Source organism: Dyella sp. 2YAF14 (assembly GCF_052114725.1).
In the GTDB taxonomy this organism is placed as follows: domain Bacteria; phylum Pseudomonadota; class Gammaproteobacteria; order Xanthomonadales; family Rhodanobacteraceae; genus Dyella.
This window is the reverse complement of the sequence record NZ_JBFRFH010000025.1, coordinates 1-25,237: the sequence shown is the minus strand read 5'-3', so window position 1 is coordinate 25,237 and position 25,237 is coordinate 1. Positions and strand designations below refer to the sequence as shown.

The following is a 25,237-nucleotide window of genomic DNA, read 5'->3' as shown; positions in this document are numbered from 1 at the left end:
CCCTGTGCGCGACAGCCACGCTACGGTGTACCGCTCCGTAGGTTTGTCGCGCACAGGGTGCGCTCCCACAGACGAGCCGACCGGCAAGATTGATCCGCCATCCACGGACCTGCGTCCCCCTTGTAGGAGCGCACTTGTGCGCGACCGCACCACCTGGATGTACCGCTCCGTCGGCTGGTCGCGCACAAGTGCGCTCCTACAAAAAACACGCCCGGCGATGCCGCGCAACCCGACCGCGCACATGGAGGGCCACAGGTCCGGAAGGCGTGCCATCCGGGGTGCCGTTTCTTTTGCCTACTTTTCTTCACTCCTGGCATCCTGCCCCCCGCCCTTGGGGCTGGCTTCACCGTTCGCACGCGCTCCTGCGCATGCGTGGGCAAGCAAAGAAAAGTAACTCGAGCGGCGGCAGCGGCACGAACGCCCGCGGCAGGCGAGCCAGATCGCGCAGCCGCGCCAAGCGGAGACTGGCGAATCGGGGTGACCAGCCATTCGGCTGTGGAAAGGTGCCTCCGGCGTCCGGCGGGACGACAAGCCAAGCAGAGGCAGGCTCAAACGGAAGACAAGGCGCGCGTACTTACGCCGACCGCCGCCTCTTCACCCCCGCCCCCAACACCCCAATCAACGTCAACGTAAACACGATCTCCAGCCATCCCAGCCAACGCTCCCCAGGCGCACTCCAGGCCTCACTCACGCCATGGCAGAAATAGAACAGGCTGAGAATCCCGACCCACAGCAAGGCGCGACGCACGTCGCCAACAGCGAGCAGCGGCAGCAGCAAGGGGATCACCGTGATGGCGAGCACCAGCATCGGCGGCATGCTCTGCGCCGGAAACAGCCAGCCATGCCACACCAACTGGAGCAGCGTGAGCGCAGCCCAGGCGACCAGGCCCACGCGATAGTTGGCAGTCAGCGGCGTCGTCATGCAGCCGAGCCCAGGCGCCGCGCCACATCCGCCAGGCGGCGTCCCAGTGCGCGGGCGAGTTCGCGTTCGTGTTCGCTGATGGCGTTGTCGCCCTTGGCGCCGGACACGTGGCTCGCACCGTAGGGCGTACCGCCGCTCTGGGTGGAGGTGAGTGCGGGCTCGGTGTACGGCAGGCCCACCAGCAGCATGCCGTGGTGGAGCAGGGGCAGGGCCATGCTGAGCAGGGTGGATTCCTGGCCGCCATGCATGGTGCTGGTCGCGGTGAAGACGGCGGCAGGCTTGCCGGCGAGCACGCCGCTGGCCCATTCCGCGCCGGTGGAGTCGAGGAAGTACTTCAGCGGTGCGGCCATGTTGCCGAAGCGGGTCGGGCTGCCCAGCGCAAGGCCGGCGCATTCGGCCAGGTCGTCGCGGGTCACGTACGGTGCGCCTTCCTCCGGCTCCGGCGGCTGCGCCAGTTCGGTGACGGGCGCCACCGGCGGCACCTGGCGTAGCCGGGCGCGCATGCCGGGAATCTCCTCCACGCCACGCGCGATCAGTCGCGCGAGCTGGGCGGTGTGGCCGGAGCGGCTGTAGTAGAGGACCAGGATGTCTTGGCTCATGGCGTTGGGCGTGAGTGTCTCGATCGGTTAGTGTAACGGGCGTTCAAGCCCCTGTTGCCGCCTTGTTCACGCACCTGCATGAGCGATCGCGCCACCATAGAGCGTTCGACGTTGAAAGGAGTCACCATGGCCTTGCGTTTCGATCGCGACCGCTTGCGGAGCTTCAGCCGGTTCCTGTGGCAGCGGTTCATCGACGACAAGTGCTTCGAGACCGCCGGCGCACTGTCCTACACCACCCTGGTATCGCTGGTGCCCTTGATCGTGGCATCGCTGGCGATCTTTGCGGCCTTTCCCGCCTTTGCCGACGCACGCAGCACGCTGATCAGTTTCGCCTTCGACAATTTCATGCCGGCCGCCGGCGTACGCGTGCAGGAATACCTGGACGGTTTCGCCAACAACGCCAGCCAGCTCACTGGCATCAGCGTGCTGGTGATGTTCTTCAGTGCGTTGTCGATGATGGTCAGCGTCGAAGACCGCATGAACCGCATCTGGCGCGTGCAGCGACAACGCGGCTGGGTATCGCGCCTGCTGCTTTACTGGGCCGCGCTGACACTGGGCCCGATCCTGATCGTCGGCGGCATTGCGGTGGCGTCGTTTGCTACCGCGTTGCCCATGCTCAGCGATGCCGCGAACACGCTCAACCTGAAGGTACGAGTGGTGGCGGTGTTGCCCTTCGTAGTCACCTTCCTCACCCTGATGTTGATCTACATGGTGGTGCCCAACCGCCGCGTGCATTGGCGCAATGCTGCCATTGGCGCCCTGATGGGCGCGATCTTGTTCGAACTGGCGCGCTGGGGTTTCGCGCGCTTCATCCATCACGCGCACACCTATCAACAGGTGTATGGCGTACTGGCGGCGCTGCCGATCTTCCTGCTGTGGATCTACCTCTCGTGGGTGATCGTGATCCTTTGCGCGTCGATTGCGGCGGCCGTGTCTGCTTTCGATTATCTGCCGCCTTCGCAATTTCTTCCCGAACAAGCGGCCTTCCTGGGCCTGCTGGTGGTGCTGGGACATTTCATCGAGGCGCAGCGGGAAGGGCGCAAGATCAATCCCGATACGGTGCGCGCCTGTGAGCCGCGGCTGCATCGCTCCTCCATCGTGAATTATTTCGGCGACCTGCAGCGCGCGAAACTGATCCAGGGCGAAGTGGGCGCCGGCTGGCTGCTCACGCACAGTCTCGACAGCACTGACCTGATGCGCGTATATGCTCATTGCAGCTACCGCGTGCCATTGCATCCGGCCCAGGAAGCGAGCGTGAACGATTTGCGCCTGCCCGCGCACTTACTAGCGTTACTCGATGAGGCGGCGCAATCGCTGGAAGGCGTGCTGCACACCTCATTGCACCATGCTTATCCGCTGGGCCAATCGGCCTCGAATTTATCCAAGGACACATCGCGATGAAGTTGTTGAAAACGCTCGCCGTCATGGGTGGCTTGCTGGCCATGGCGGGCGCGGCGCATGCCGCCATGCCCGAGCAGCCCTCGATCAAGCTGACCACACTCGACGGCAAGCCCTACGATCTGGCTTCCCAGCGCGGCAAGTGGGTGATCGTCAATTACTGGGCCACCTGGTGCGTGCCGTGCATCAAGGAGATGCCGGACATTTCCAAGTTCGTCAGCGTGCACAAGGACAAGGTCAGCGCCATTGGCCTGGCGTACGACGATAGCGACCCGGCCGACATCAAGGCGTTCATCGCCAAGCATCCGGTGAGCTACCCGGTGGCCCAGGTCACCATGGACAAGCCGCTGAAGGATTTCGATGAGCCGCGCGGCCTGCCCACGACGTGGCTGATCGGTCCGGACGGCAAGGTCGCCAAGCGTTTCGTCGGCACCGTCAACGAAGCCTCGCTGGGCCAGGCCATCAACCTGGGTAAATGACCATGGCGGCCGTGCGCTTCTTCGTCAAAGGTCGGGTGCAGGGCGTGTTCTATCGCGCCAGCACCCGCGAACAGGCGATGGCGCTCGGCTTGTCCGGCTACGCCAGGAATCTGGAGGACGGGCGCGTCGAAGTGGTCGCCATCGGCGCGCCACCGTGCATCGAAAAACTGGAGCGATGGCTGTGGCAAGGCCCGTCCAGCGCGCAGGTCGACGAAGTCATTCGCGAAGCCTGCGAGGAACTGGACATCGAAGGCTTCCGCACGCGCTGATCGCTCACGCGTTGAACGCGGTAGGCGCGACTCCGCTCTCCTGCAGAAACGGGCGCGGCACGGACAGCACGAAGCCCTGCGCAAAATCGATGCCGAGCCGGTGCACGGCTGCGAGCAGTTCCGGCGTGCCGACGCATTCGGCAATCGTCTGCTTGCCGGTGACATGACCGATATTGTTGATCGCCTCGACCATCGCGTGGTCGATCGGGTCGTCGATCATGTCTTTGACAAAGCTGCCCTCGATCTTCACGAAGTCGACGGGCAGATGCTTGAGATAGGTGAACGAGGACATGCCGGCGCCAAAATCATCGAGCGAGAAGTAGCAGCCCAGCGCCCGCATCTCGTGGATGAAGGCGGTGGCGCGCGACAAACTCGAAATGGCGGCCGTTTCGGTGATCTCGAAACAGATCGACGAGGGTGCAATATCGAAGGCGATGAATTGCTGGCGCAGGAACACGGCAAAGCCGTCCTCGCACAGCGATGTGCCCGAAAGATTGATGGCGCATTGCGATGGAATATCGGGCAGTCCGCGATCCGTGGCATCGCGTAGCGCGGCAAATGCCGACTGCACGACCCAGCGATCGATGGACGGCATCAGGCCGTAGCGCTCGGCCGCGGGAATGAAGGCGCGCGGCGGGATCAGCTGGCCGTCTTCGCCCACCATGCGCAGCAGCAGTTCCACGTGGCGATGCGGGCTATGGCGACGCAGGTCGACGATGTCCTGTGCGTAGAGTCGAAAGCGGTGACTCGCCAACGCGGCCTGGATGCGGCTCACCCAGCACATCTCGGTCTGGCGCACGGCAACTTCGTCGTCGTCCAGATGATAGGTCTGCACGCGGTTGCGGCCTTTCTCCTTGGCCAGATGGCAGGCGGCATCGGCTGCGCCGAGGATGTCTTCGCGGGGCAGGCGCTGGTCGGCGCTCAGGCTGACCAGGCCGATGCTTGCGGTGGTGGCGAAACTGCGCTCACCGAACGCGAAATGCAGATCGCCGATCGCCACCCGCAGGCTCTCCGCCATGTTCAATGCGGCGTCCGCATCGCAGTCTTCCAGCAGCACCACGAACTCGTCGCCGCCCAGTCGCGCCACGGCATCGGTGGCGCGCACGTGGCCGATGAATAGCGCGCCGATCTGGCGCAGCAATTCATCGCCCGCCGCATGACTGCAGGTGTCATTGACCACCTTGAACTGATCCAGATCCAGATACAGCACAGTGAATGAGCGCCCGTTGCTCTCGGCGGCCGTCGTGGCGCGCGCAAGACGGCGTTCAAATTCGCGACGGTTGATCAGGCCGGTGAGCACGTCGTGGCTGGCCTGGTAGCTCAGCTGGGCCGCGTGTTCGCGGTCGCGGCTCACGTCGCGCATCACCAGCACGACGCCGTCCATATTGCCGTTGCGATCGCGGATAGGAGTGGCCGTCAGGTCGACTGCCGTGGTTGATCCCCCTGCATGCATCAGGACGAGCTTGTCGTGCTGGCTCCAGGCCGGCTGTCCTTGCAGCACCTGCATGACGGGGTCGGCGATGGACACGCCGCTGGTCTCTTCGACCAGCTGGCAGATGGCGCCCACCGCCAGGCCGCGGGCATGATCGGTGCTCCAGCGCGTGAGGCGTTCGGCGCTGGGATTGAGAAAGGCGATGCAACCCCTGGCATCCGTGGTGATAACCGCATCGCCGATCGACTGCAGGGTGACTTCGGCACGTTCCTTTGCCGCATACAGCATGGCATCGGCTTTGCGTCGTTCCGTGATCTCGGTGACTGAGCCGGCCATGCGCCGCGAGCTGCCGGTCGCGTCGCGGGACGAGGCGCCTCGCGCATGAAACCAGCGGGGTGCGCCATGGCGTTGCGGCACCCGAAATTCCACGTTCAGCGGGTGATTGCGCCACACGTGGGCGGCCACCGCGCGCATCACGCGACGACGATCCTGCGGATGGATGCAAAGGAACACCGAGGTGGCGGCGCCATCGTCCGTGACGTTGAGTCCGAGCATCTGCCGCAGGCGAGGGGACAGGTAGATGTGACCGGTGGTGCGATCCCAGTCCCACAGGCCATCGTTGCTGCCGGCCACCGCAAGCTGAAAGCGATCTTCGCTGGCGCGCAGTTCATCGGCGACGCGCACACGATCATCGAGCAGGCGCCGCGCGCGCCGTGTGGCAACCAGCACCATCACGGCCGCGGCGAGGCAGAGCCATACTCGCAACAGGTTGGAGGTCTCGCGCGAGGCGTTGCCCAGCGCGTCTGAGAAGGCGTATTCCAACGGCGTGAGGCGTTCATCAATGCGGCGCAAATGTGCGCTGGCCGCTGCTGCCCACGCGGCAGATCCCTGGTCGGTGTTGATGCGCCGATGCGCATCGGTGCCCAGGGCGAGCAGTTGATCGATGGAGCGATCGGCCTCCACCCATACATCGACCGCACGGCGAATGCTGCCCACGCCGTGAAAATAACGGTACAGGCGAGCCATGCCGGGAATATCGTCTTCCGGTGTGCCGCCGCGGCGAAAGCCGGCGGAGACGACGGTCATATCGGGCCACGTGCGATCGAGTTCCTCGCGTCCCGCGCGATCGCCCAGGGGTACGTCGATGGCGTCGAGAAACTGCCGGTAATCGGCCTCGTCATGGCTGGACAGATAGTGCTGAAGGCTGGAAACAGCGATCTTCTGGGCCTTGGACCAGCGACTTTCGCCGCCCACGAAGGCGCGCGCCGCCGACAGGAGGTCCAGGCTGGCGACGCACAATCCGATCATCACCACGACAACCATCACGAACGGCCACACGATATCGGCCGCACTATCCCCTTTGCCCAGCTCGGCCCCCCGGCCTGTTCCTGGCATAGACGCACTCCCGCTGCGCGTGCCTGGAGTTCAGGCAGTCGTCTTATCGGCTTGGCAGCTCAAAGCTTGAACCGCTGGCACGGCGCCCCCGTTCACGCGGCAGCGACATGGGTCGTCGGGGAGTAGGCGGCGTGTCGAAACCGGCCGACCTTATTCGTCTTCCTCATAAGGCCGACCTCTTGCCGTCCTTCACCAAGGAGACTGCCGCATGTCCACGCGATTCCAGCGCATCACGCCGTTCCTGTGGTTCGATCATCAGGCCGAAGAAGCGGCGCAGTTCTACGTGTCGATTTTTCCCAATTCGCGCATCCTCATGACCACCCGCTACACAGCGGCAAGCGCCGCAGCGTCCGGCTGCACCGAGGGCTCGGTGATGACAGTGGATTTCGAACTCGATGGCCAGAACATCACAGCCTTGAACGGCGGCCCCGTGTTTCGCTTCAACGAGGCGGTGTCGCTGGTCGTGCACTGCCGCTCGCAGGAAGAGATCGATCAGTACTGGGATGGCCTGCTGGCGGGCGCGGCCGACAAGAATGGCCAGTGCGGCTGGCTCAAGGATCGCTTCGGCCTGTCCTGGCAGGTGGTGCCCGACGAGATGATGCAGCTGCTGACCGGTGGTGACGCTGCCAGCGTGGCACGCGTCCATGCGGCCATCATGGGCATGAAGAAGCTGGACCTGGGCGAGATGCGGCGTGCGGCGGCGGGCTGAGCCTCACTCGCCGAACGTGTCGGGCACCCATTCCGCCTTGCGCGTGACCTGCTCGTCCTTGGGCTTGCCCTTGAGCTTGGGCATCTTGGGTTCGGGGATGGTCTCTTCGCTGCGCGGCACCTGTTCCAGCAGGTGCCGGATCAGGTTCACGCGTCCGCGCTTCTGATCATTGAAGTCGACCACGAACCATGGTGCATGCGGTCGACTGGTGCGTTCGATCATCAGGTCGCGCAGGTGGCCGATTTCCTCGTACTTATCGCGCGAGGCAAGGTCGGTGGAAGAGAGCTTCCAGCGCTTGAGCGGATCCTTGGCGCGTTCGTCGAAGCGTTCTTCCTGCTCCTCCTGATCCACTGCAAGCCAGTACTTGAGCAGGATGATGCCGTCGTCGCTGAGCAATTTTTCAAACGCAGGGACGGCGGCCATGAAGGCCTTGTACTGGGCCTTGCTGCAAAAGCCCATGGCCGGTTCGATCACCGCGCGGTTGTACCAGCTGCGATCGAACAGCACGATTTCGCCGGCGCTGGGGAGATGCTCCACATAGCGCTGGAAATACCATTGGGACGACTCGACCTCGGTAGGCTTGGCCAGCGCCGCAATGTGATAGCCGCGCGTATCCATGGACTCGGTGATGGCCTTGATGGTGCCGCCTTTGCCGGCTGCGTCGCGCCCTTCGAAAATCACCACCAGCCGGTGGCCGCTACGCTGCAACCATCGATGCAGGCCAGCGAGCTCCAGCTGCAGCTCGGCCATGGCGTGGCGATAGGTCTGTTTCTTCTTGCCCATGGTGCGACTCCTTGGGTAAAGACCCTTGGCATTTTCCCCAGTCAGGGCAAGGACGGAGTGAAGAAGCCGCCCCAACCCTGCCGCCGCCCGCGCTTACAGATCCAGATCGGCCGGCTTGCGTCCAATGCGGTAGCGCGCACTCATCGCCTGCACGGCACGTCGGAAGTCGCTGGCGAATCCCTGCATGTCGAACAGCGAGCTCTGCGTGCGCTGCTGCGACAGGTGCTGGCGCAGCGTGCGCAGCGCCTCGCGATCGTTGCCAAGCTGGGTCGCCATGGCGATGAAGGCTTCTTCGTCCTCGCAGATCAGCTCGGGCAATCCCAGCTGCTGCAGCAGGCTGGTGGCGACCCGTCCAGCGAAGGTGCGTCCCGTGCAGGTGAGCACGGGGCAGCCGGCCCACAGTGCATCGGAGGCGGTGGTATGCGCGTTGTAGGGCAGGGTGTCGAGGAACAGATCCGCATGGACGTAGCGCGAGAGATAGTCCTGATGCGGCATGCGCGGCAGGAAGACCAGCCGCTCCGGCGCGATGCCGGCCGCGCTGGCGGCGGCGCGCAGGCGGTCGTCGGCGCCATCCACGCCGCTGAGCAGCCACAGCACGCTGTCCGGCACCTGCTGCAGCACCAGCATCATGCGGGCAAACGAGGCGGGATTGATCTTGTAGCTGTTGTTGAAGCAGACAAACACCGTTCCCTGCTCGGGCAGGCCGCACTCGGCGCGCGATGGCGGTTGCGCCACCTCGCGGGTGTTGTCGTTGGGCTGGTAGCAACGCGGCAGGCGCAGCAGTTTTTCGCTTACCGTGGCGCGCTGATCGTCCGGCACGATGACCTTGTCGGCCACCAGGTAATCCATCCACGGGGCACCCATGCTGCCCGCATAAGCCAGCCAGTTCACCTGGATGGGCGCGGGGCGCAGGGCAAAAAGTTCGGCGTTGTCGCGCCCCGAGTAACCATTGAGGTCGACCAGTACTTCCACGCCGGTGTCGTGGATGCGCTGCGCGACCTGCGCGGCATTGAGCGCCGAGACGTCGTGCATGGTGGTCGCGGCAGCGAGGCGGCGGCGGATCGAGCCGCCATCGTCGCGCGTGGTGGCGAACAGGTGCAGATCCAGGTCGTCGTCGTTGGCGAGCGCCTCGAACATGGCCACCACCAGCAAGCCGGTGGCGTGATCGTTGAAGCCGTCGGCCACGAAACCGACGCGCACCGGACTGTCCGGCGCCGGCTTGGCATGGCTGAAGTCCTGCTGCTTGCGCAGCGCGGCAAGCTGCTGCTCGACCACGGCGGCAAACGCCTTGGCGGCCTTCAGCTGCAGCTCGGAATCGATGTCTTCGGACAGCGTGACAAAGGGGCTGACCACGGCGGTTTCGTCGGCAATCGCCTGCTGCAGCCGCTGGCTCAGTTCGTCCAGGTCATGCCAGTCGCACAGGCGGCGGCGCAGGAACAGCAATTGGCTGAGCGTGCGGCCGTCGTTCGGATTGAGTTGAAGCGCGCGCTCGTAGGCCTGCGCGGCCGCAGCCAGTTCGCCGCTGTCCTCCATCACCTGGCCGGCAGCGAACGGGTACTGCGGATTGCGCGGCGAAATGCGTTCGGCCGTCAGCCACGCCTTGGTCGCCTCGGCGCCGCTGCCCTGGGTCTGCAGGATGCGGCCGCGCAAGGCATAGGCAGCGTCGAAACGAGGATGCAGCTGCAAGGCTTCGTCGGTATGCGTCTTGGCCTGGTCGATGTTGCCCAGCTCCAGCTCGGCCGCCGCGAGGTTGAGGCGCAGGCCCGGATGGGCCGGCGCGCCATGGGTGCCCATGGCATAGGACTCGCGGGCGTGCTGGAAGCGGGCGGCCGCCATCAAGGCGTTGCCCAGGGTCAACAGGATGGCCGGGTGGCCGGGCGACTGGCGCAGGGCGGCGCGCAGGTGCTCGATGGCGCCGTCGGCGTCGCCATTGGCGAGCTGGGCGCTGCCGAGGTTGCACTGCACTTCCACGCTTTGCGGCGCCAGCTGGGCCGCCTGCTCCAGTATTTTCACGGCATCGGCCGGCCGCTGCAGCTGGAGCAGGGCCACGCCGCGCAGGCGCGCCAGTTCGCCGTCGTCGGGATACTGCGCGCACGCCTCGGCGGCAGCCTGTTCGCCATCATGGAACGCACCGCGCTCGAGCAATTGGACAATCTGCTGAGCGAGCACCTGAGAAGAGGGGGTAAAGAGGTCAGTCATCCCGCCAAACTAACGCAGGGTGGGCATGGCTGCCAATCCGTACGTACGGGTCGGCCGCTCAGCCGGCGGTGAGCGCCTTCAATTCGTCGGCCTGGTTTTCGCGGGTCAGCGTATCCACCAGCTCGTCCATATCGCCCTGCAGCACTTCCGGAAGACGGTAGAGCGTGAGGTTGATGCGATGGTCGGTGATGCGGCCCTGCGGGAAGTTATAGGTGCGGATGCGTTGGCTGCGGTCGCCGGAACCCACCTGCAGCCGGCGCGACTCGGCCTGCACCGCGGCCTGCTTGCTGCGCTCGTCATCCAGCAGGCGGGCCTTCAGCAGGCTCATGGCTCGCGCGCGGTTCTTGTGCTGGCTGCGCTCGTCCTGGCACTCCACCACGATGCCGGTGGGCAGGTGGGTGATGCGAATGGCCGAATCGGTCTTGTTGACGTGCTGTCCGCCCGCGCCCGAGGCGCGGAACGTATCGGTCTTGATGTCGGACGGACTGATCTCGATCTCGTCGATATCGTCCATCTCCGGCAGGATCGCCACCGTCGCCGCCGAGGTGTGGATGCGCCCCTGCGATTCGGTTTCCGGCACGCGCTGCACGCGATGCGTGCCCGATTCGAACTTCAGCCGCGAATACGCGCCCTTGCCCTCGATGCGCGCGACCACTTCCTTGTACCCGCCGTGCTCGCCGTGGTTCTCGCTCAATATTTCGACATGCCAGCGGCGACGCTCGGCGTAACGCGTATACATGCGGAACAGGTCGCCGGCGAAGATCGCCGCCTCGTCGCCACCGGTGCCGGCGCGCACTTCCAAGAACAGGTTGGCCTCGTCGCGCGGATCTTTCGGCAGCAGCAGGATCTGCAGCTCGTCGTCGAGTTCGGCCAGGCGTTGTTCGAGACGGCCGATATCGTCCCTGGCCATCTCGCGCAGCTCGGGATCGTCCAGCATCGCACGCGTTTCGCTGAGCTCCCGCTCGGCGCCATCGTGTTCGCGCAGCGAGTTCGTCACCGGTTCGAGCTGCGCGTATTCGCGCGACAGTTCGCGGAAGCGGTTGTTGTCCGCCTGCACATCGGGCTGCGCGAGCAGCAGTCCGATTTCTTCATGGCGTTCGGCGAGGGATTCGAGTTTGCGGCGGATCGAAGGAGTCATGGCGGAGGCACGCGAAGAGGTGAGGGACGAGAAACAGCGAGGTGACCCTTGGATTTTCTCGGGGCCCGCTACTCTTCGTTGACCTCAGGCTTCTCCGTAATGCCATAAAGACGGCCGGCTGCATGCAGCAGGTCCATGTCGCCGCTGAGGGCTGCCTCGCGCAGGCGCGCGCTGGGGTGGTGCAGCAATTTGTTGGTCAGCGTATTGGCCAGGTAGGCCAGCGCTTCGTCGGGCGACTTGCCGCGCGCAATCATGGCGCGTGCTTTTTCCAGCACTTCGTCGCGATAGCCTTCCGCATGCTGGCGCAGATCCACCGCCGGGTTGCGCAGCGACAGCGCGCGACGCCATGCCATGTATCGTTCCACTTGCAGGTCGATGATGGCGTCGGCTTCGCGCGCGGCGGCTTCACGCGAGCGGCGGTTGTCGTCGATCACCTGGCGCAGGTCGTCGATGCCGTAGAGGAAGACGTCGTCCAGTTCGCCGACCGCCGCTTCGATGTCGCGCGGCACGGCAATGTCCACCATGAACATCGGCTTGCGGCGGCGGGCCGTCACGGCCTTCTCCACCATGCTGCGCGTCACGATCGGCTGGCGGGCCGCGGTGGAGCTGATCACGATGTCCGCTTCCGCCAGGTGCTGCGGCAGGTCGCTCAGCGCAATGGCATAACCGCCATAGCGGGTCGCCAGTTCCTGCGCGTTTTCCAGCGTGCGGTTGGCCACGATGAGCCGGCGCACCTGCTTGTCCACCAGATGGCGTGCCGCCAGTTCGATGGTGTCGCCCGCGCCGATCAGCAACACGCAGGCCTGACGAAGATCGGTAAACACCTGTTCGGCCAGGCGCACCGCGGTGAACGCCACCGACACGGTGTGCGCGCCGATGCGCGTATCGGTACGCACGCGCTTGGCGACGGCAAAGGTGTGCTGCAGCAGGCGCTCCATCGGTGCGCGCAGGGCCTGCGCATCGCGCGCCTGCTGGTAGGCGTCCTTCACCTGCCCAAGAATCTGCGGTTCGCCCAGCACCATCGAGTCCAGTCCGGTCGCCACACGGAACATGTGGCGCACGGCTTCATCTTCGTCATGACGATAGAGGAACTCGTCCAGCTTGCCCGCAGTCAGATGGTGGTGTCGGCTCAGCCATGCCTGCGGAACGTCCTCGGCTCCTGCCGAAACGCTCACATAAAGCTCGGTACGGTTGCAGGTGGAGAGGATCATCGCCTCTTCCACGCCGGGCTCGCGGGCGAGCGCCTGCAGGGCCACACCGGCGGCCTCCGCATCGAATGCCACTTGTTCGCGCAAATTGACCGGCGCGGTGAGGTGGTTGAGCCCTAAGGCGATGAGCTTCATGGTTCAGGGCGATTCGAGGCGAAGGGCATCCGGCGTAAACTAGCGGTTAGCAACGACCGTTCTACATTGTGGATACGGCCGTGTCACGGACGGATGAGCGGAGAATAGTGTGCTGAGCAGGTGGTCCAAGTTCAAGCAACTGCGGCATTTTGCGGTCGGCGGTCTGGCGGCGCTGGCCCTGGCCGGGTGCGCCACCGTCTCAGGTTCGTCGGGACGTTCGCTGGCCAACGACAAGCAGCCGCTGGGTCGACTGGTGGTCGCGGTGCCCGATGAGGATCACGACCTGATGGCCCAGCTGCTTGCTGGCGAGATGGCGCTCACCCGCACCGATCTCAAGGCGGCGTCGGCGGCCTACAGCCGCGCCTCGCAGTTGTCGCTCGATCCCAAAGTGGCTGAGCAGGCGGCTGCGCTGGCGATCGCGGTGCGTGACACCGATAGCGCCAACGCGGCGATAGCCCGCTGGCAGGCCCTCGGCGGCAAGCCGGCGCCTTTGGCCCAGGCGCGCGCCCAGCTGGCACTGAGTCAGGGCGATACCCAGGAGGCACGCCGTCAGCTGGAAATCCTGGTCAATACCGGCGATCCGGATGCATGGCGGCAGTTCGGACGGGTACTGGTCAGCGGCCGCGACGCCGCCCAATCCGCCCAGTTGCTGGAGGCCGTGGCCACCCCGCAACGCCTGCCCAACGACCCGCAGGCCTGGCTTGCGATGAGCGAACTGGGCGACAAGCTGGGCCGTCATGCGTATGCGCTGCAGATCGCCGAGGCCGCCGTAAAGCGGTTCGGCACCGCCGAGACCTATGCCTGGCTTGGCCAGATGCGGTACCACGACGGCGACAAGAACGGCGCCAAGGCCTTGTTCGACAAGGCGCTGGCCAAGGACCCGAAGAACACCCAGCTACGTCTCGCCTACGCGACCCTGCTGGGGCAGGGCGGTGATTACGCCGCCGCCGCGCACATGCTCGACAGTGGCCCGCAGGACGCCGACACCTACGCCATGCGCGCCGCCTTTGCCGCACGCGCCCACGACACCAAGACCATCAATCGCCTGTATACCCAGCTGCAGCACTCGCCGGACGACGTGCGACAGGGCAGCGCCTACCTGCTGGGCCAGATGGCCGAGATGCTCGACAAGAAAGATGAGGCGCTGAAGTGGTACGACCAGGTCGCCGACGATGACGATCACGCCTTCGATGCCGACCTGCGCAGCGCCGTGCTGCTGCAGGATCTGGGCCGCAGCGCCGAAGCGCACGAGCAGCTCGCGCAGATGCAGACCGACTACCTCGACCAGCCGGCCATGCTGCGCCGCGCCTACGAGGTAGATGCCGAGCTGTATATGGACGAACAGCAGTACAGCCAGGCCGAGCGCGCTTTCAGCCGGGCGCTGCAGGTGACGCCGGATGATCCGGGCCTGCTGTATGGCCGCGGGCTGGCCTATGCCTCCGCCGGCCAGACCGACCAGGCGGTCAATGATTTCCGTCATCTGCTTCAGCTCAAGCCTGACGACACCGATGCCACCAATGCACTCGGCTACACGCTGGCTGACGCCAACCGCGATCTTCCCGAGGCCCAGCGCCTGATCGAGCAGGCCCGTGCAGCACGTCCGGACGACCCGGCCATCCTCGATTCCTGGGGCTGGCTGCAGTACCGGCTGGGGCATCTGGACCTGGCCGAAACCACGCTCCGCGGCGCCTGGACGGCGCACAAGGACGCGGACGTCGGCGTGCATCTGGGCGAAGTGCTGTGGAAACAGGGGCGCCAGGAAGACGCGCGCCGCGTCTTCGACGAAGTGCGTAAGATCGACCCGCAAAGCATCAACCTCCACAACACCCTCAAGCGCCTCAATCCATGAAGCTTCCTATTCGACTCCTCGCGGCAGCCTTGCCGCTGCTGCTGGCCGCCTGCGTCCATAAGGAAGCCATCCGTCCGCAACCCCAGGCCGATTACGCGGTGCTGCTCAACGAGCAGCGTGCCCGCGAGCATCTCTTGGAGAAGACCGATCATTGGGTCCTGCAAGGCAAGATCGGCGTGTCCGGCGAGGTCAATGGCAAGAAAGAGGGTGGCAGCGGCACGCTGACCTGGACGCAGAACGGCGACAATTACGAATTCGTGGTGCGGGGCCCGGTTGGCAGCAAGAGCTTCAAGCTGACGGTGACGCCGGTGAGTGCGGTGCTGGAAGGCCTCGATGGCGGTCCACAGCGCAGTCCTGACGTGGAGTCGCTGGTGCAGAACGCGCTGGGCTGGCAGGTGCCGTTCCATGACCTGCGCGCCTGGGTGCTGGGCACCCGCGCCGACAGCGGTCCGGCCGAGCTGAAATTCGGCGACGACGGCCTCCCGAAGACCCTGACCCAGGACGGCTGGACCGTGGCCTACCCCGGCTGGGACAACAAGCGCGAGCCGGCCCTGCCTACCAAGGTCTTCGCCAGCAACCCGACCAGTTCGGTGCGGCTGTCGATCGAGTCCTGGACCATCCAATAACCATCGCCCTCTCTTGTGGGAGCGCACCCTGTGCGCGACCCGATGGAGCGTAACCCTGGGCGCCCCGGTCGCGCCCAGCGTGCGCTCCTACAACCACCTGATGCTCCCATGACCTTCCACATCCAACGCGCCCACCTCGAACAGGTCGATGCCCTATGCGCCATCGAGCGCACGGCCGTCGAACTGTTTCGCGGCCACCGCGCGTGGCCGTCCTACCGCAATGTCTCCGTGCCGCCGGAAGTGCTGCGCGAAGCCATCGCGCGTGGATTGGTGTGGGTCGCCGTGATCGGCTCCGGCGAGCCGGTGGGCTTCATCTGGCTGGATGCGGAAGAGGGCGGCAACGCCATCGGCGTGGCCGAAATGGACGTGCTTCCTTCACACGGCCAGCGCGGCATCGGCGCGGCCCTGCTCGAACACGCCTGTGCCTGGGCGCGCATGGCCGGCTACCACCGCGTGGACCTGGGCACGCTCGCCGATGTGCCCTGGAACGCGCCGTTCTATGCGAAGCACGGCTTCCAGGTGATGGACAAGAACCTGCCCGAGTTTGATTTCGCCCGCGAACGCGATCGCGAGAACGGCTTTCCGGATGATCTGCGCGTTTTCATGAGCCGGCCGCTGGCGCCGCCCGATCCGGCCGATTGGACCGTCTGGCCCGCGCCCGCCAAGCTGAACCTGTTCCTGCGCATTGTCGGCCGTCGCCCGGATGGCTACCACGAGCTGCAGACCGTCTTCCGCCTGCTCGACTGGGGCGATGAGATCCGCCTGCGCGTCCGCCGTGACGGTGAGGTACACCGCCTGACCGAGGTCCCCGGCGTGGCGGCCGACACCGACCTGGTGGTGCGGGCTGCCCGGCTGTTGCAGCCCCAGGCGCCGGCAGGGGCGGGCGTGGATATCGAGGTGGATAAGCGCATCCCCATGGGCGGTGGCCTCGGCGGCGGCAGCTCGGATGCAGCCACCGTGCTGGTGGCCCTGAACCGCCTTTGGGGCGCCGGCCTGGACGACGACACGCTCGCCGAACTGGGCCGCCAGCTGGGTGCCGACGTCCCGGTGTTCGTGCGCGGGCGCTCGGCCTGGGCCGAGGGCATCGGCGAAAAACTGACGCCGCTGGGCCTGCCCCCGCGTTGGTACGTGGTGCTGGACCCCCACGAACACGTGCCGACCGGGGCGCTTTTTCAAGCGTCTGAATTGACACGAAATGCTCCGCCCGCCACAATTTCATCCTTTGCTTCGGGCGAAACGGTCGAGAACGCTTTCGCGCCCGTGGTCCGCGCGCGACATCCGCGTGTGGCTGCGGCGCTGGAATGGCTCGACGGCTTCGGCCGGGCAAGGCTTTCTGGCAGCGGTGCCTGCGTGTTCCTGGAGACAGGCGACGTGGAACGTGCCGAAGCCATCGCGGAGCGGTGTCCCGCCCATTTCACGGCCCACGTGGCCAGGGGCGAAGATGTTTCTCCGTTGCATGTCGCCCTGGCGCGCTATCGCGGTGTCGGCGGGAACGGCAAGTAGAAAATCCAGTTGTTACTGGGGCGTCGCCAAGCTGGTTAAGGCACAGGATTTTGATTCCTGCATGCGAAGGTTCGAATCCTTCCGCCCCAGCCATTCATATGGCTCACACAGGTTCTAGAGAAATGACTGTCGACATCTCCGGCCCGATGCTCTTCACCGGCAACGCGCACCGCGCCCTCGCCGAGGATGTGGCTCAACGCCTGGGTGTGCCGCTGGGCAAGGCGCTGGTCAGCAAGTTCAGCGACGGCGAAGCCCAGGTGGAAATCGAAGAAAACGTTCGCCGCCAGGAAGTCTTCGTGTTGCAGCCTACGGGCGCGCCGAGTGCGGAGAATCTCTTCGAGCTGCTGGTGCTGGTGGATGCGCTCAAGCGCGCCTCGGCCGCCAGTGTGACGGCGGTCATTCCGTATTTCGGCTATGCCCGCCAGGATCGTCGCCCGCGCTCGGCGCGTGTGCCGATCACGGCAAAGATGGTGGCCAAGATGATCGGCACCTCGGGCGTGGACCGCGTGCTCACGGTTGACCTGCACGCCGACCAGATCCAGGGTTTCTTCGACATCCCGGTGGACAACGTCTATGCCTCGCCGGTGCTGCTGGCGGACATCTGGCGCAACTACAGCATGGACGACCTGATCGTGGTCAGTCCGGACGTCGGCGGCGTGGTGCGTGCGCGTGCCATGGCCAAGCGCCTGGACGATGCGGATCTGGCCATCATCGACAAGCGTCGCCCGAAGGCGAACGTGGCCACCGTGATGAACATCATCGGTGAAGTCGACGGCAAGACCTGCGTGCTGGTCGACGACATCGTCGACACCGCCGGCACCCTGTGTGCGGCTGCTGCGGCTCTTAAAGAGCGCGGCGCCCGCAAAGTGGTGGCGTACTGCGTGCATCCGGTGCTGTCGGGTGCGGCGCTGAAGAACATCGAAGGCTCCCAGCTCGACCAGCTGGTGGTCACCAACACCTTGCCGCTGCGCCCGGAAATCGCCGCATGCAGCAAGATCCGTCAGCTCTCGGTCGCCGAGCTGCTGGCGGAGACGATCCGCCGCATCGCCTTTGGCGAGTCGGTGAGCTCGTTGTACATCGACTGAGTTTTCGCGGCGGGCGAGAGTCTGCCGCTGTTTCACGGCTCCTCTGGTCGCGGGGGAGTCGCATGACTGCCGCGAGGCAGCTCACTTTTGATAGGTAATGCCCACATGGCTACGACTCATGAAATCAAGGCTTCGGCCCGTAATGACGAGGGGAAAGGTGCGAGCCGCCGCCTGCGTCATACCGGCGTCGTTCCTGCTGTTGTCTACGGTGCCGGCCAGGCCCCGCAGAGCATCCAGATCGAACACAACACCATCCTGCTCGCTGCCAAGCACGAGTGGTTCTTCTCCTCGGTGCTCGACCTGAACATCGATGGCAAGGTGCAGAAGGTGCTGGTGCGTGACTGGCAGAAGCACCCCTACAAGCTGCAGATGCTGCACATGGACTTCCTGCGCGTCGACGAGAACGCCGCCCTGCGCGTCAAGGTGCCGGTGCACTTCCTGAACCAGGACAAGTCGCCTGCCTCCAAGACCTCGGGCGTGGTGATCTCGCACAACCTGACGGAAGTGGAAGTCTCCTGCCTGCCGAAGGATCTGCCGGAGTTCATCGAACTGGACCTGACCGACCTCAAGCCGGGCGACATCGTCCACTTGTCGCAGCTCAAGCTGCCCAAGGGCGTGGAAATCGTTGCCCTGCACCTGGGTGCGGACCACGACACGGCCGTCGTCACCGCCAACACGGTGAAGGAAGAAGTCGACGAGACCCCGGCCGAGGGCGAAGCCGCCCCGGCGCCGGAAGCTCCGAAGAAGTAAGTCGCTGCGGCCCATGTCCTCGCGGGCATGGGCCGTTCGATCTTATGGCGGGTCTTCGACTCATTGTCGGACTGGGCAATCCCGGTGCCGAATATCTCCGAACCCGGCACAACGCCGGGTTCTGGTTTGTTGACGCCCTGGCGTCAGGGCAGGGCGAGCGCTTCGGCTTCGACGGCAAGCTGCATGGCGAGACCTGCAAGGTCCGTATCGGCGGCGAGCCGGTATGGCTGCTCAAGCCCTCCACCTTCATGAACAAGAGCGGCATCGCCGTGGTTTCGGCGTTGCGCTACTACAAGATCGAGCCGGAAGAGTGCCTCGTCGCACACGACGAGCTGGATCTCGATCCCGGCACCGTGCGCTTGAAGTTCGACGGTGGCCACGGCGGCCAGAACGGTTTGCGCGACATCGTTGCGCACCTGGGTCACGCCAAATTCCATCGCCTGCGCGTCGGTATCGGTCATCCCGGTCACAAGGACAGGGTCACCTCCTGGGTGCTGGGGCGAGCGTCCGAGAAGGATGAGAACGCCATCGTCGACGGCATCTCGCGCGCGCTTGATGTGCTGCCGCTGGCGGTCGATGGGCAGTTTGATAAGGCGATGCAGAAACTCCATACACCGGTGGGTTGAGATCGCCCGCTGCGGCGCTTGGGCACCAAGCGGAAAGCGTTGCGCGGCATCGACCCTTTACCATTCACCACTTACTGGCGCGTCAGCGCCGAATCTACGGAATTTCAATGGGCATCAAATGCGGCATCGTCGGCCTGCCTAACGTCGGCAAGTCCACTCTGTTCAACGCGCTGACCAAGGCGGGCATCGCGGCTGCCAACTTCCCGTTCTGCACCATCGAGCCGAACGTGGGCGTCGTGCCGGTGCCCGATCTGCGTCTCAATGCGCTGTCGGACATCGTCAATCCGCAGAAGGTGATTCCCACCGCCGTCGAGTTCGTCGACATCGCGGGCCTGGTCGCGGGCGCGTCCAAGGGCGAAGGCCTGGGCAACAAGTTCCTCGCGCACATCCGCGAAGTGGACGCGATCACCCATGTCGTGCGCTGCTTCGAGCACACCGACATCATCCACGTGGCCGGCAAGGTCGACCCGATCGCCGATATCGAAACCATCGATACGGAACTGGCGCTGGCCGATCTCGATTCCGTCGAGAAGGCGCTGAACCGCGCCGAGCGCGCCGCCAAGGCCAACGACAAGGAAGCCATGGCCAGGAAGCCGGTGCTGCAGAAGCTTGCCGCCGGTCTCAACGAAGGCAAGTCCGCGCGCAGCCTGGGCCTGGACGAGGAAGAAAAGGCGCTTGTACGCGACCTGTTCCTGCTCACGCTCAAGCCGCTCATGTACATCGCCAACGTGCGCGAAGACGGCTTCGAAAACAATCCGCACCTCGACGCCGTGCGCGCTCGCGCCGTGACCGAAGGCGCCGAAGTCGTGCCGGTATGCGCGGCGATCGAAGAAGAGATGTCGCAGCTCGAAGATGCCGACCGCGACGAATTCCTCAAGGATCTGGGCCTCGACGAGCCGGGCCTCAACCGCGTCATCCGCGCCGGCTACAAGCTGCTCAACCTGCAAACCTACTTCACCGCCGGCGTGAAAGAAGTGCGCGCCTGGACGATCAAGCGCGGCTTCACCGCGCCGCAGGCAGCAGGTGTGATCCACACCGACTTCGAGCGCGGCTTCATCCGTGCCGAAACGGTGAGCTACGACGATTTCATCCAGTACAAGGGTGAGGCCGGCGCCGCCGCAGCAGGTCGTCTGCGCAAGGAAGGCAAGGAATACATCGTCAAGGACGGCGACGTGCTGCACTTCCTGTTCAACGTCTGATCGATTGGTCGATCCGTGAAAAAGCCGCGCATTGCGCGGCTTTTTTTGTGCGTGAGTGTTTGGGTCCGCAGAAAAAGACCGCGTGATTGCTCACGCGGTCTTTCGAAGTCCAGCGAGCTAACGATCAGAACTTGACCGTCACGCGTGCCCACCAGTAACGGCCCATCAGATCAAAGTCGCTCGGGTCGGTGTTGGCGTTCAACGTGTTGTTCGCGTACAGCATGGGCGGCTGCTTGTCGAACAGGTTGTTCACGCCGAAGTCGAGACGCGTGTTGATCATGGCCAGGTTGTAGCCGACCGACACGTCGTTGTAGACCGTCGCACCATACTTGAGGATCGTGCCCGGTACGCCGTTCGGAGCGCTATCCTGCGGCGAGCCCGCCGCACCGCCGTTCTCGAATCGACCGATATAGCGCATACGCCACTGGGCACTCCAGCCGCCACTCTGCCAATCCACGAAGCCTTGTCCTCGCCAGCGCGGGAACAGGCACACACCAGCGGCGTCCGGGCAAGCCGCGGCAGCCGAGGAGCCATTGGCCAGCAGGTGGCCGGCATTTTTGTAGGTGACGCCACCTTCGGCAGCCGACGCGGTGCTCTGGTCGTAGTACTTCAGGTAGGTCGCGTTGAGACCGATATTGATCTGGCCGATCGAGAACTGCGGCAGCTTGTAGTTGGCCGACCAGTCGATGCCTGAGGTGTTCAGGCTACCGATGTTGCCCACCGGTTCGACTGTCGATGACAGCAGCTGGCCAGCGTTTACGCCGGTACTGGAATCACGCTGGATGTACTGGCAGTAGACCGTCGAACCATTGGCGCAGAGGTTCAGCAGGCTTTGCAGACCGACTTGGGTGATGGTGTTATTGAGGTTCACGCGCCAAAAATCGATCGTGGTCGACAGGCCCGGAACGTAGGATGGGCTGTACACCAGGCCGAAGTCATACGACTTGCCATGCTCCGGTTTGACGTCAAAGCCGGCCACGCGCGAACCCTGGATGACGGCACCGCCCTGCGACGCGCCCGGTAGGGTGTACTGATCAACGAAGGTGCCGTTGATCGGGACGTTCTTACAAGCCAGGGCCAGTGGCGAACCCGCTGGAGCACCGGTGTAACCGTTACACGGATCGTCATGGACCAGCGGAGCATCCGAGCCGGAGGCATACAGTTCGCCTAGCGTGGGCGCGCGAAACACGTCTTGCATGGTGCCGCGGACGAGCAGGTCGTCGATCGGCTTCCACTCCAACGCGTACTTGAAGTTGTTCGTACTGCCGAAGGAACCGATCTTGGAGTATCGGTCGCCGATGGTCAGGTTCAGCGCCTGAATGCCGGTGATGCCGGAAAGGATAGGGATGAATGTCTCGGCGTACAGATCCTTGGTGGTGTAACCACCCTGCACGGCGCTCAAACACTGACTGCCCAAAGTACAGCTACCTGTCGACGGATCGATCGTCAGCTGCGGAGCAGGCGCGGTGTGCTGGTAATCCTTGCGCAACTCGAGTCCGGCAGCCAACTGCACCGCGCCGGCCGGCAAGCTGAAAAGCTCACCGCTCAGGCCAGCGTGATAGGTCTTTTCGATGGTATAGCTGTTGGATGGTGCCGTAACGCTGGCGGCCTTGACGGCGGCAATGCTGGCAGAAGTCGAGTTGGGCTCGAACGGATTGAACTGGCACGCGGCGACGCTTGGGCAGCCCTCGCCGGTAGCCACGCCATTCACGAGCGTCGAGGGGCCGGTATACAGCTGCGACTGATTCACAAGGCCGGCGGTGGTGGTCACCACACCCTCATGACCGTAGTTGAAGCCAACATCCCAGTTCCAGTTCTTGTCCAGAACAGTGAAGTCACCCTTGAAGCCCGTATTGATCTGGGCATCGGTACGACCGGTGAACGCTTCACGCACACCGTTGGAGGTCAGGCGCTGGGTGAATGAAAGGCTCTTGTTCGTGCCATTGCCATAACCGCCAGCCGGGTTAAACACGTTGAACGCGTTACCCGGGTCGACCGATGCGCCGGTGTTTGTCGAGCCATACACGGCCGGAGCCAGCTGGAAGTTGGCCGAGGTCTTCTCATAGACCGCGTCCACGTAAGCTGTCACGTGATCGCCCAGGCGATATTCACCATTGAGGAATCCGCCGGTCCGCTCTTGCGGAGTCATGATCAGGTTGACTGCCGCGTAGTTGTACTTGTCGGTGTTCGCGTTGTAGCAGTGATAGTTCGCGGAGTTGAATATCGTCGGATTGCCGCCGGCATTGAGCGAAACACGTCTGCCGTTGGAGGCGCAGTTGAGACCGGCTGCTGCAGCGGTGGCGGCGTCGACCTGGATGCGACCCACCGGGGTCGACGATGAGCCACCGACGTATGCCTTCGAGCCGGACAGGCTCAGCGCGTTCTTCGAGAAGGCGCGGCTGCCCGCCAGAACGCCGTCCTGCTTGTTGTAGTTGATGCCGGCCATGATGCTGCCCTTATCGGACGTCTGGCCGAACGTGAAGCCGTAGCCACTCTGGGCACCGTCGTTACGATCGGACTGGCCGACGTTCGCGGCAAAAGTGGCACCCTGGTAGTTCTTGCGCGTGATGAAGTTAACGACGCCGCCGATAGCATCCGAGCCGTACGTCGCCGACGCGCCGGTCGGCAGCACTTCAATGCGCTCGATGGCATCGGCCGGGATGGCGTTCGGGTCCTTGCTCAACAGGCGATGGCCGTCGATCAGGATCAGTGTGCGCCGCGAGCCCAGACCGCGAAGATTGATGGACGAGTTACCGGTGCCGCCGCCGTTGTTGACCTGCGGGTTGACGTTTCCGCCGGTCATCGCGGGCAGCTGCTGAATCAGGTCACCGAGTGTCTGCTTGCCCGTCGCCTGGATGGCAGCGCGATCGATCGTGACGACAGGGCTGGCCGTCTCGACGTCCACGCGGCGGATAAGCGATCCAGTGACGGTGACCGTTTCCAGCGTCTTGCTCTTGGCGTGATCCGCGCTGGCGTCCTGTGCAAAAGCCGCGGTGCCGCAGCTGCCGATGACGAGTGCACCCAGCGCCAGGCGCACCGAAGCGCAAAGTTTGTTCTTCCTAAAGTTCATCCGATCTCCCCGTCCAATTAGGTTTTGGTTAAGTGACGTGGACGGTACGCAGGACTCGGGAATTGCGATGTCAGGGCATTCCCGAGGCGTGGATCGGATGACTCCGATAGAACTTCGTCGCAAAGAGGTAGGGGCGGTCAGATTTCCCCCTGTCGAACGCAATCAGGAGCGCGCTCCGGTGCGCTTGTGGGTCCGGCAGCTGCGTGCTGTGATGCCCGCATGACTGCATTGCGCATGCGACTGGCGCACAAAGACGATGCACCTGCCGTGGCACGGCTGGCCCGTCGTGTTGTGCGTCGCTGGATTCTTCCCGATCAGCCTCCGATGGCCGTAATTGCCTTGGAGGAGTCGCTGCGAACGAGCGTCATCCGCGAGAAAATCGCGATGGGCCAGCGTTTCCATCTGGCCTTTGTCGATGGCGCGCTGGCCGGCGTGGCGGCGGTGCGCAACGACAGTCACGTGTTCCAGCTGTTTGTCGGTACGCGCTACCAGGGGCAGGGCATCGCCAGGAAATTATGGGAGCGCCTGCAAGGTGATTGCGTGCGTCAGGCGGGTACCCGGGCTTTTACCCTCAATGCCGCGCCCGGCGCCGTTCCGGTCTATCTTCACATGGGCTTTGAGATCGATCACGATCCCGCGCGCGTGCTCGGCAAGGTCATCGCCGTGCCGATGATTTATCGCGTCGACGACCATGCTTGAGCAAGATCGGCTGTGTGCGATTGCACGCCGCGGCGCATAATTGCCACTTAATCCCGTTCCTGGAGTCACCGGTCCATGCCCGGCAAGCAGCACGAAGTGAACTTCCGTTTCCTGGCCCAGCCGACCGACGTCAATTTCGGCGGCAAGGTGCACGGCGGCATGGTGATGAAGTGGATCGACCAGGCCGGCTACGCCTGCGCCGTGGCGTGGAGCGGTGCGTACTGCGTCACCGCGTCGGTCAGCGGCATCCAGTTCGTGAAGCCCATCCTCATCGGCGACCTGGTCACGGTGCGCGCCCGCCTGATCCACACGGGGCGCTCCAGCATGCACATGGCCGTGGACGTGCTGGCGAGCGACCTGCGCAAAGACGAGCACCGCCTGGCCACCAGTTGCGTGATGGTCTTCGTGGCGCTCGATGCGCCCGACGGCAGGCCCACGCCGGTGGCCGCCTGGGAGCCGCGCGACGACCACGAGCGCCAGCTGCAGGAGCAGGCCATGCGCCTGATGAATCTTTCCAAGGAGATGGAGCAGCTGGTGGACGCCAAGGTCGCCGAAAACATCTGACGGACGCGTCTGAAGCGGTGAAAAAAATCGCCAGAAAACGTCAATTTTCCCGTCAGAGGTGTTGACAGTTTCGAGGCTGATCCACACAATAGCCGTTCTTTGTTGGAGGGATACCCAAGCGGCCAACGGGGGCAGACTGTAAATCTGCTGGCTTACGCCTTCGGTGGTTCGAATCCACCTCCCTCCACCATACGAGTTCCGCGCAGGGCGGGAGTAGTTCAATGGTAGAACATCAGTTTTCCAAACTGATTACGCGGGTTCGATTCCCGCCTTCCGCTCCATTGGCTCTCGTAGTTTTTGCTGTTGCAGTGCTCATGTAGCTCAGTCGGTAGAGCACTTCCTTGGTAAGGAAGAGGTCGCTGGTTCGATTCCAGTCATGAGCACCATCTCACCGCGGTCCGCGGGTATCACCTTACTTTTCAACATTTGACTCCATCGGGGTTTTAGACGTATGGCAAAGGGTAAATTCGAACGCACCAAGCCGCACGTCAACGTCGGCACGATTGGTCACGTGGACCACGGCAAGACGACGCTGACGGCCGCACTGACCAAGGTCGGCGCAGAGCGCTTCGGTGGCGAATTCAAGGCGTATGACGCTAT

22 protein-coding genes and 4 tRNA genes are annotated in these 25,237 nt (G+C 64.3%); 18 read left to right on the top strand and 8 right to left on the bottom strand.

What is annotated here, in order from left to right; all coding sequences use genetic code 11:
* Positions 1-574 precede the first annotated feature (574 nt).
* Entirely contained in the window at positions 575-922 is a 348-nt protein-coding gene (locus AB4Y82_RS20390; protein WP_441605581.1) for a DUF2069 domain-containing protein, read from the bottom strand.
* Positions 919-1,521: an NAD(P)H:quinone oxidoreductase gene (gene wrbA / locus AB4Y82_RS20385; protein WP_441605580.1), complete on the bottom strand. Its 603-nt coding sequence runs from the start codon at positions 1,519-1,521 to the stop codon at positions 919-921. The genes AB4Y82_RS20390 and wrbA overlap by 4 nt, the downstream gene beginning before the upstream one ends.
* Before the next feature lie 126 nt (positions 1,522-1,647).
* Between wrbA and AB4Y82_RS20380 the strand changes: the two genes are divergently transcribed.
* Genes AB4Y82_RS20380 through AB4Y82_RS20370 form a run of 3 tightly spaced genes read left to right on the top strand, consistent with a single transcriptional unit; the run spans position 1,648 to position 3,667 of the window.
* Entirely contained in the window at positions 1,648-2,922 is a 1,275-nt protein-coding gene (locus tag AB4Y82_RS20380) for a YihY family inner membrane protein (protein ID WP_441605579.1), read from the top strand.
* Positions 2,919-3,398, top strand: a complete 480-nt coding sequence (locus tag AB4Y82_RS20375) for a TlpA family protein disulfide reductase (RefSeq protein WP_441605578.1) — start codon at positions 2,919-2,921, stop codon at positions 3,396-3,398. Before AB4Y82_RS20380 ends, AB4Y82_RS20375 begins: the two co-directional genes overlap by 4 nt.
* A gap of 2 nt (positions 3,399-3,400) precedes the next feature.
* Positions 3,401-3,667 (top strand): acylphosphatase, encoded by a 267-nt coding sequence (locus AB4Y82_RS20370; RefSeq protein ID WP_441605577.1) that lies wholly within the window; start codon positions 3,401-3,403, stop codon positions 3,665-3,667.
* Between the two features lie 4 nt (positions 3,668-3,671).
* Here AB4Y82_RS20370 and AB4Y82_RS20365 read toward each other — a convergent pair whose 3' ends face one another.
* Complete coding sequence (locus AB4Y82_RS20365; RefSeq protein WP_441611605.1) at positions 3,672-6,494, bottom strand: EAL domain-containing protein; 2,823 nt, start codon at positions 6,492-6,494, stop codon at positions 3,672-3,674.
* 208 nt (positions 6,495-6,702) lie between these two features.
* Between AB4Y82_RS20365 and AB4Y82_RS20360 the strand changes: the two genes are divergently transcribed.
* Positions 6,703-7,203 (top strand): VOC family protein, encoded by a 501-nt coding sequence (locus tag AB4Y82_RS20360; RefSeq protein ID WP_441605575.1) that lies wholly within the window; start codon positions 6,703-6,705, stop codon positions 7,201-7,203.
* Between the two features lie 3 nt (positions 7,204-7,206).
* On the opposite strand, the gene ppk2 is transcribed toward AB4Y82_RS20360, so the two are convergent.
* The 4 genes from ppk2 to hemA all read right to left on the bottom strand — a co-directional run bounded on the left by ppk2 (position 7,207) and on the right by hemA (position 12,666).
* Positions 7,207-7,986, bottom strand: coding sequence for a polyphosphate kinase 2 (gene ppk2 / locus AB4Y82_RS20355; protein ID WP_441605574.1), 780 nt, complete (start codon positions 7,984-7,986; stop codon positions 7,207-7,209).
* Positions 7,987-8,079: 93 nt separating this feature from the next.
* Positions 8,080-10,185, bottom strand: coding sequence for an O-linked N-acetylglucosamine transferase, SPINDLY family protein (locus AB4Y82_RS20350; protein ID WP_441605573.1), 2,106 nt, complete (start codon positions 10,183-10,185; stop codon positions 8,080-8,082).
* Positions 10,186-10,243: 58 nt separating this feature from the next.
* The gene (prfA, locus tag AB4Y82_RS20345) at positions 10,244-11,323 is read right to left on the bottom strand and encodes a peptide chain release factor 1 (RefSeq protein ID WP_441605572.1); all 1,080 of its coding nucleotides are present in this window, start codon (positions 11,321-11,323) and stop codon (positions 10,244-10,246) included.
* Positions 11,324-11,391: 68 nt separating this feature from the next.
* Positions 11,392-12,666, bottom strand: a complete 1,275-nt coding sequence (gene hemA, locus AB4Y82_RS20340; RefSeq protein WP_441605571.1) for a glutamyl-tRNA reductase — start codon at positions 12,664-12,666, stop codon at positions 11,392-11,394.
* A gap of 109 nt (positions 12,667-12,775) precedes the next feature.
* On the opposite strand from hemA, the gene AB4Y82_RS20335 reads away from it, so the two are divergent.
* The 8 genes from AB4Y82_RS20335 (at position 12,776) to ychF (ending at position 20,304) form a co-directional block, all read left to right on the top strand.
* Positions 12,776-14,515, top strand: a complete 1,740-nt coding sequence (locus AB4Y82_RS20335; RefSeq protein ID WP_441605570.1) for a tetratricopeptide repeat protein — start codon at positions 12,776-12,778, stop codon at positions 14,513-14,515.
* The gene (gene lolB, locus AB4Y82_RS20330) at positions 14,512-15,141 is read left to right on the top strand and encodes a lipoprotein insertase outer membrane protein LolB (protein ID WP_441605569.1); all 630 of its coding nucleotides are present in this window, start codon (positions 14,512-14,514) and stop codon (positions 15,139-15,141) included. The genes AB4Y82_RS20335 and lolB overlap by 4 nt, the downstream gene beginning before the upstream one ends.
* A gap of 108 nt (positions 15,142-15,249) precedes the next feature.
* A complete protein-coding gene (gene ispE / locus AB4Y82_RS20325; protein WP_441605568.1) occupies positions 15,250-16,644 on the top strand; it encodes a 4-(cytidine 5'-diphospho)-2-C-methyl-D-erythritol kinase in 1,395 nt (464 codons plus the stop codon).
* Positions 16,645-16,660: 16 nt separating this feature from the next.
* Positions 16,661-16,737 (top strand) — tRNA-Gln (locus tag AB4Y82_RS20320).
* A 53-nt stretch (positions 16,738-16,790) separates the two neighbouring features.
* Entirely contained in the window at positions 16,791-17,729 is a 939-nt protein-coding gene (locus AB4Y82_RS20315; RefSeq protein ID WP_441605582.1) for a ribose-phosphate diphosphokinase, read from the top strand.
* 105 nt (positions 17,730-17,834) lie between these two features.
* Positions 17,835-18,479: a 50S ribosomal protein L25/general stress protein Ctc gene (locus tag AB4Y82_RS20310; RefSeq protein WP_441605567.1), complete on the top strand. Its 645-nt coding sequence runs from the start codon at positions 17,835-17,837 to the stop codon at positions 18,477-18,479.
* A 44-nt stretch (positions 18,480-18,523) separates the two neighbouring features.
* Positions 18,524-19,105 carry an aminoacyl-tRNA hydrolase gene (pth, locus tag AB4Y82_RS20305; RefSeq protein WP_441605566.1) on the top strand — a complete coding sequence of 194 codons (582 nt, stop codon included), beginning with the start codon at positions 18,524-18,526 and terminating at the stop codon, positions 19,103-19,105.
* 107 nt (positions 19,106-19,212) lie between these two features.
* Positions 19,213-20,304, top strand: coding sequence for a redox-regulated ATPase YchF (gene ychF / locus AB4Y82_RS20300; protein WP_441605565.1), 1,092 nt, complete (start codon positions 19,213-19,215; stop codon positions 20,302-20,304).
* Between the two features lie 124 nt (positions 20,305-20,428).
* On the opposite strand, the gene AB4Y82_RS20295 is transcribed toward ychF, so the two are convergent.
* Positions 20,429-23,374: a TonB-dependent receptor domain-containing protein gene (locus AB4Y82_RS20295; protein WP_441605564.1), complete on the bottom strand. Its 2,946-nt coding sequence runs from the start codon at positions 23,372-23,374 to the stop codon at positions 20,429-20,431.
* A 219-nt stretch (positions 23,375-23,593) separates the two neighbouring features.
* Between AB4Y82_RS20295 and AB4Y82_RS20290 the strand changes: the two genes are divergently transcribed.
* From AB4Y82_RS20290 to AB4Y82_RS20265, 6 genes are all read left to right on the top strand, one after another.
* Positions 23,594-24,073 (top strand): GNAT family N-acetyltransferase, encoded by a 480-nt coding sequence (locus AB4Y82_RS20290; protein WP_441605563.1) that lies wholly within the window; start codon positions 23,594-23,596, stop codon positions 24,071-24,073.
* Between the two features lie 75 nt (positions 24,074-24,148).
* Positions 24,149-24,637, top strand: a complete 489-nt coding sequence (locus tag AB4Y82_RS20285; RefSeq protein WP_441605562.1) for an acyl-CoA thioesterase — start codon at positions 24,149-24,151, stop codon at positions 24,635-24,637.
* Positions 24,638-24,741: 104 nt separating this feature from the next.
* Positions 24,742-24,827: transfer RNA gene (locus AB4Y82_RS20280), tRNA-Tyr, on the top strand.
* Between the two features lie 17 nt (positions 24,828-24,844).
* Positions 24,845-24,918, top strand: a tRNA-Gly gene (locus tag AB4Y82_RS20275).
* Positions 24,919-24,947: 29 nt separating this feature from the next.
* A tRNA-Thr gene (locus tag AB4Y82_RS20270) sits at positions 24,948-25,023 on the top strand.
* Positions 25,024-25,088: 65 nt separating this feature from the next.
* A partial coding sequence (locus AB4Y82_RS20265) for a GTP-binding protein (RefSeq protein WP_240732659.1) occupies positions 25,089-25,237 on the top strand: 149 nt, incomplete at its 3' end.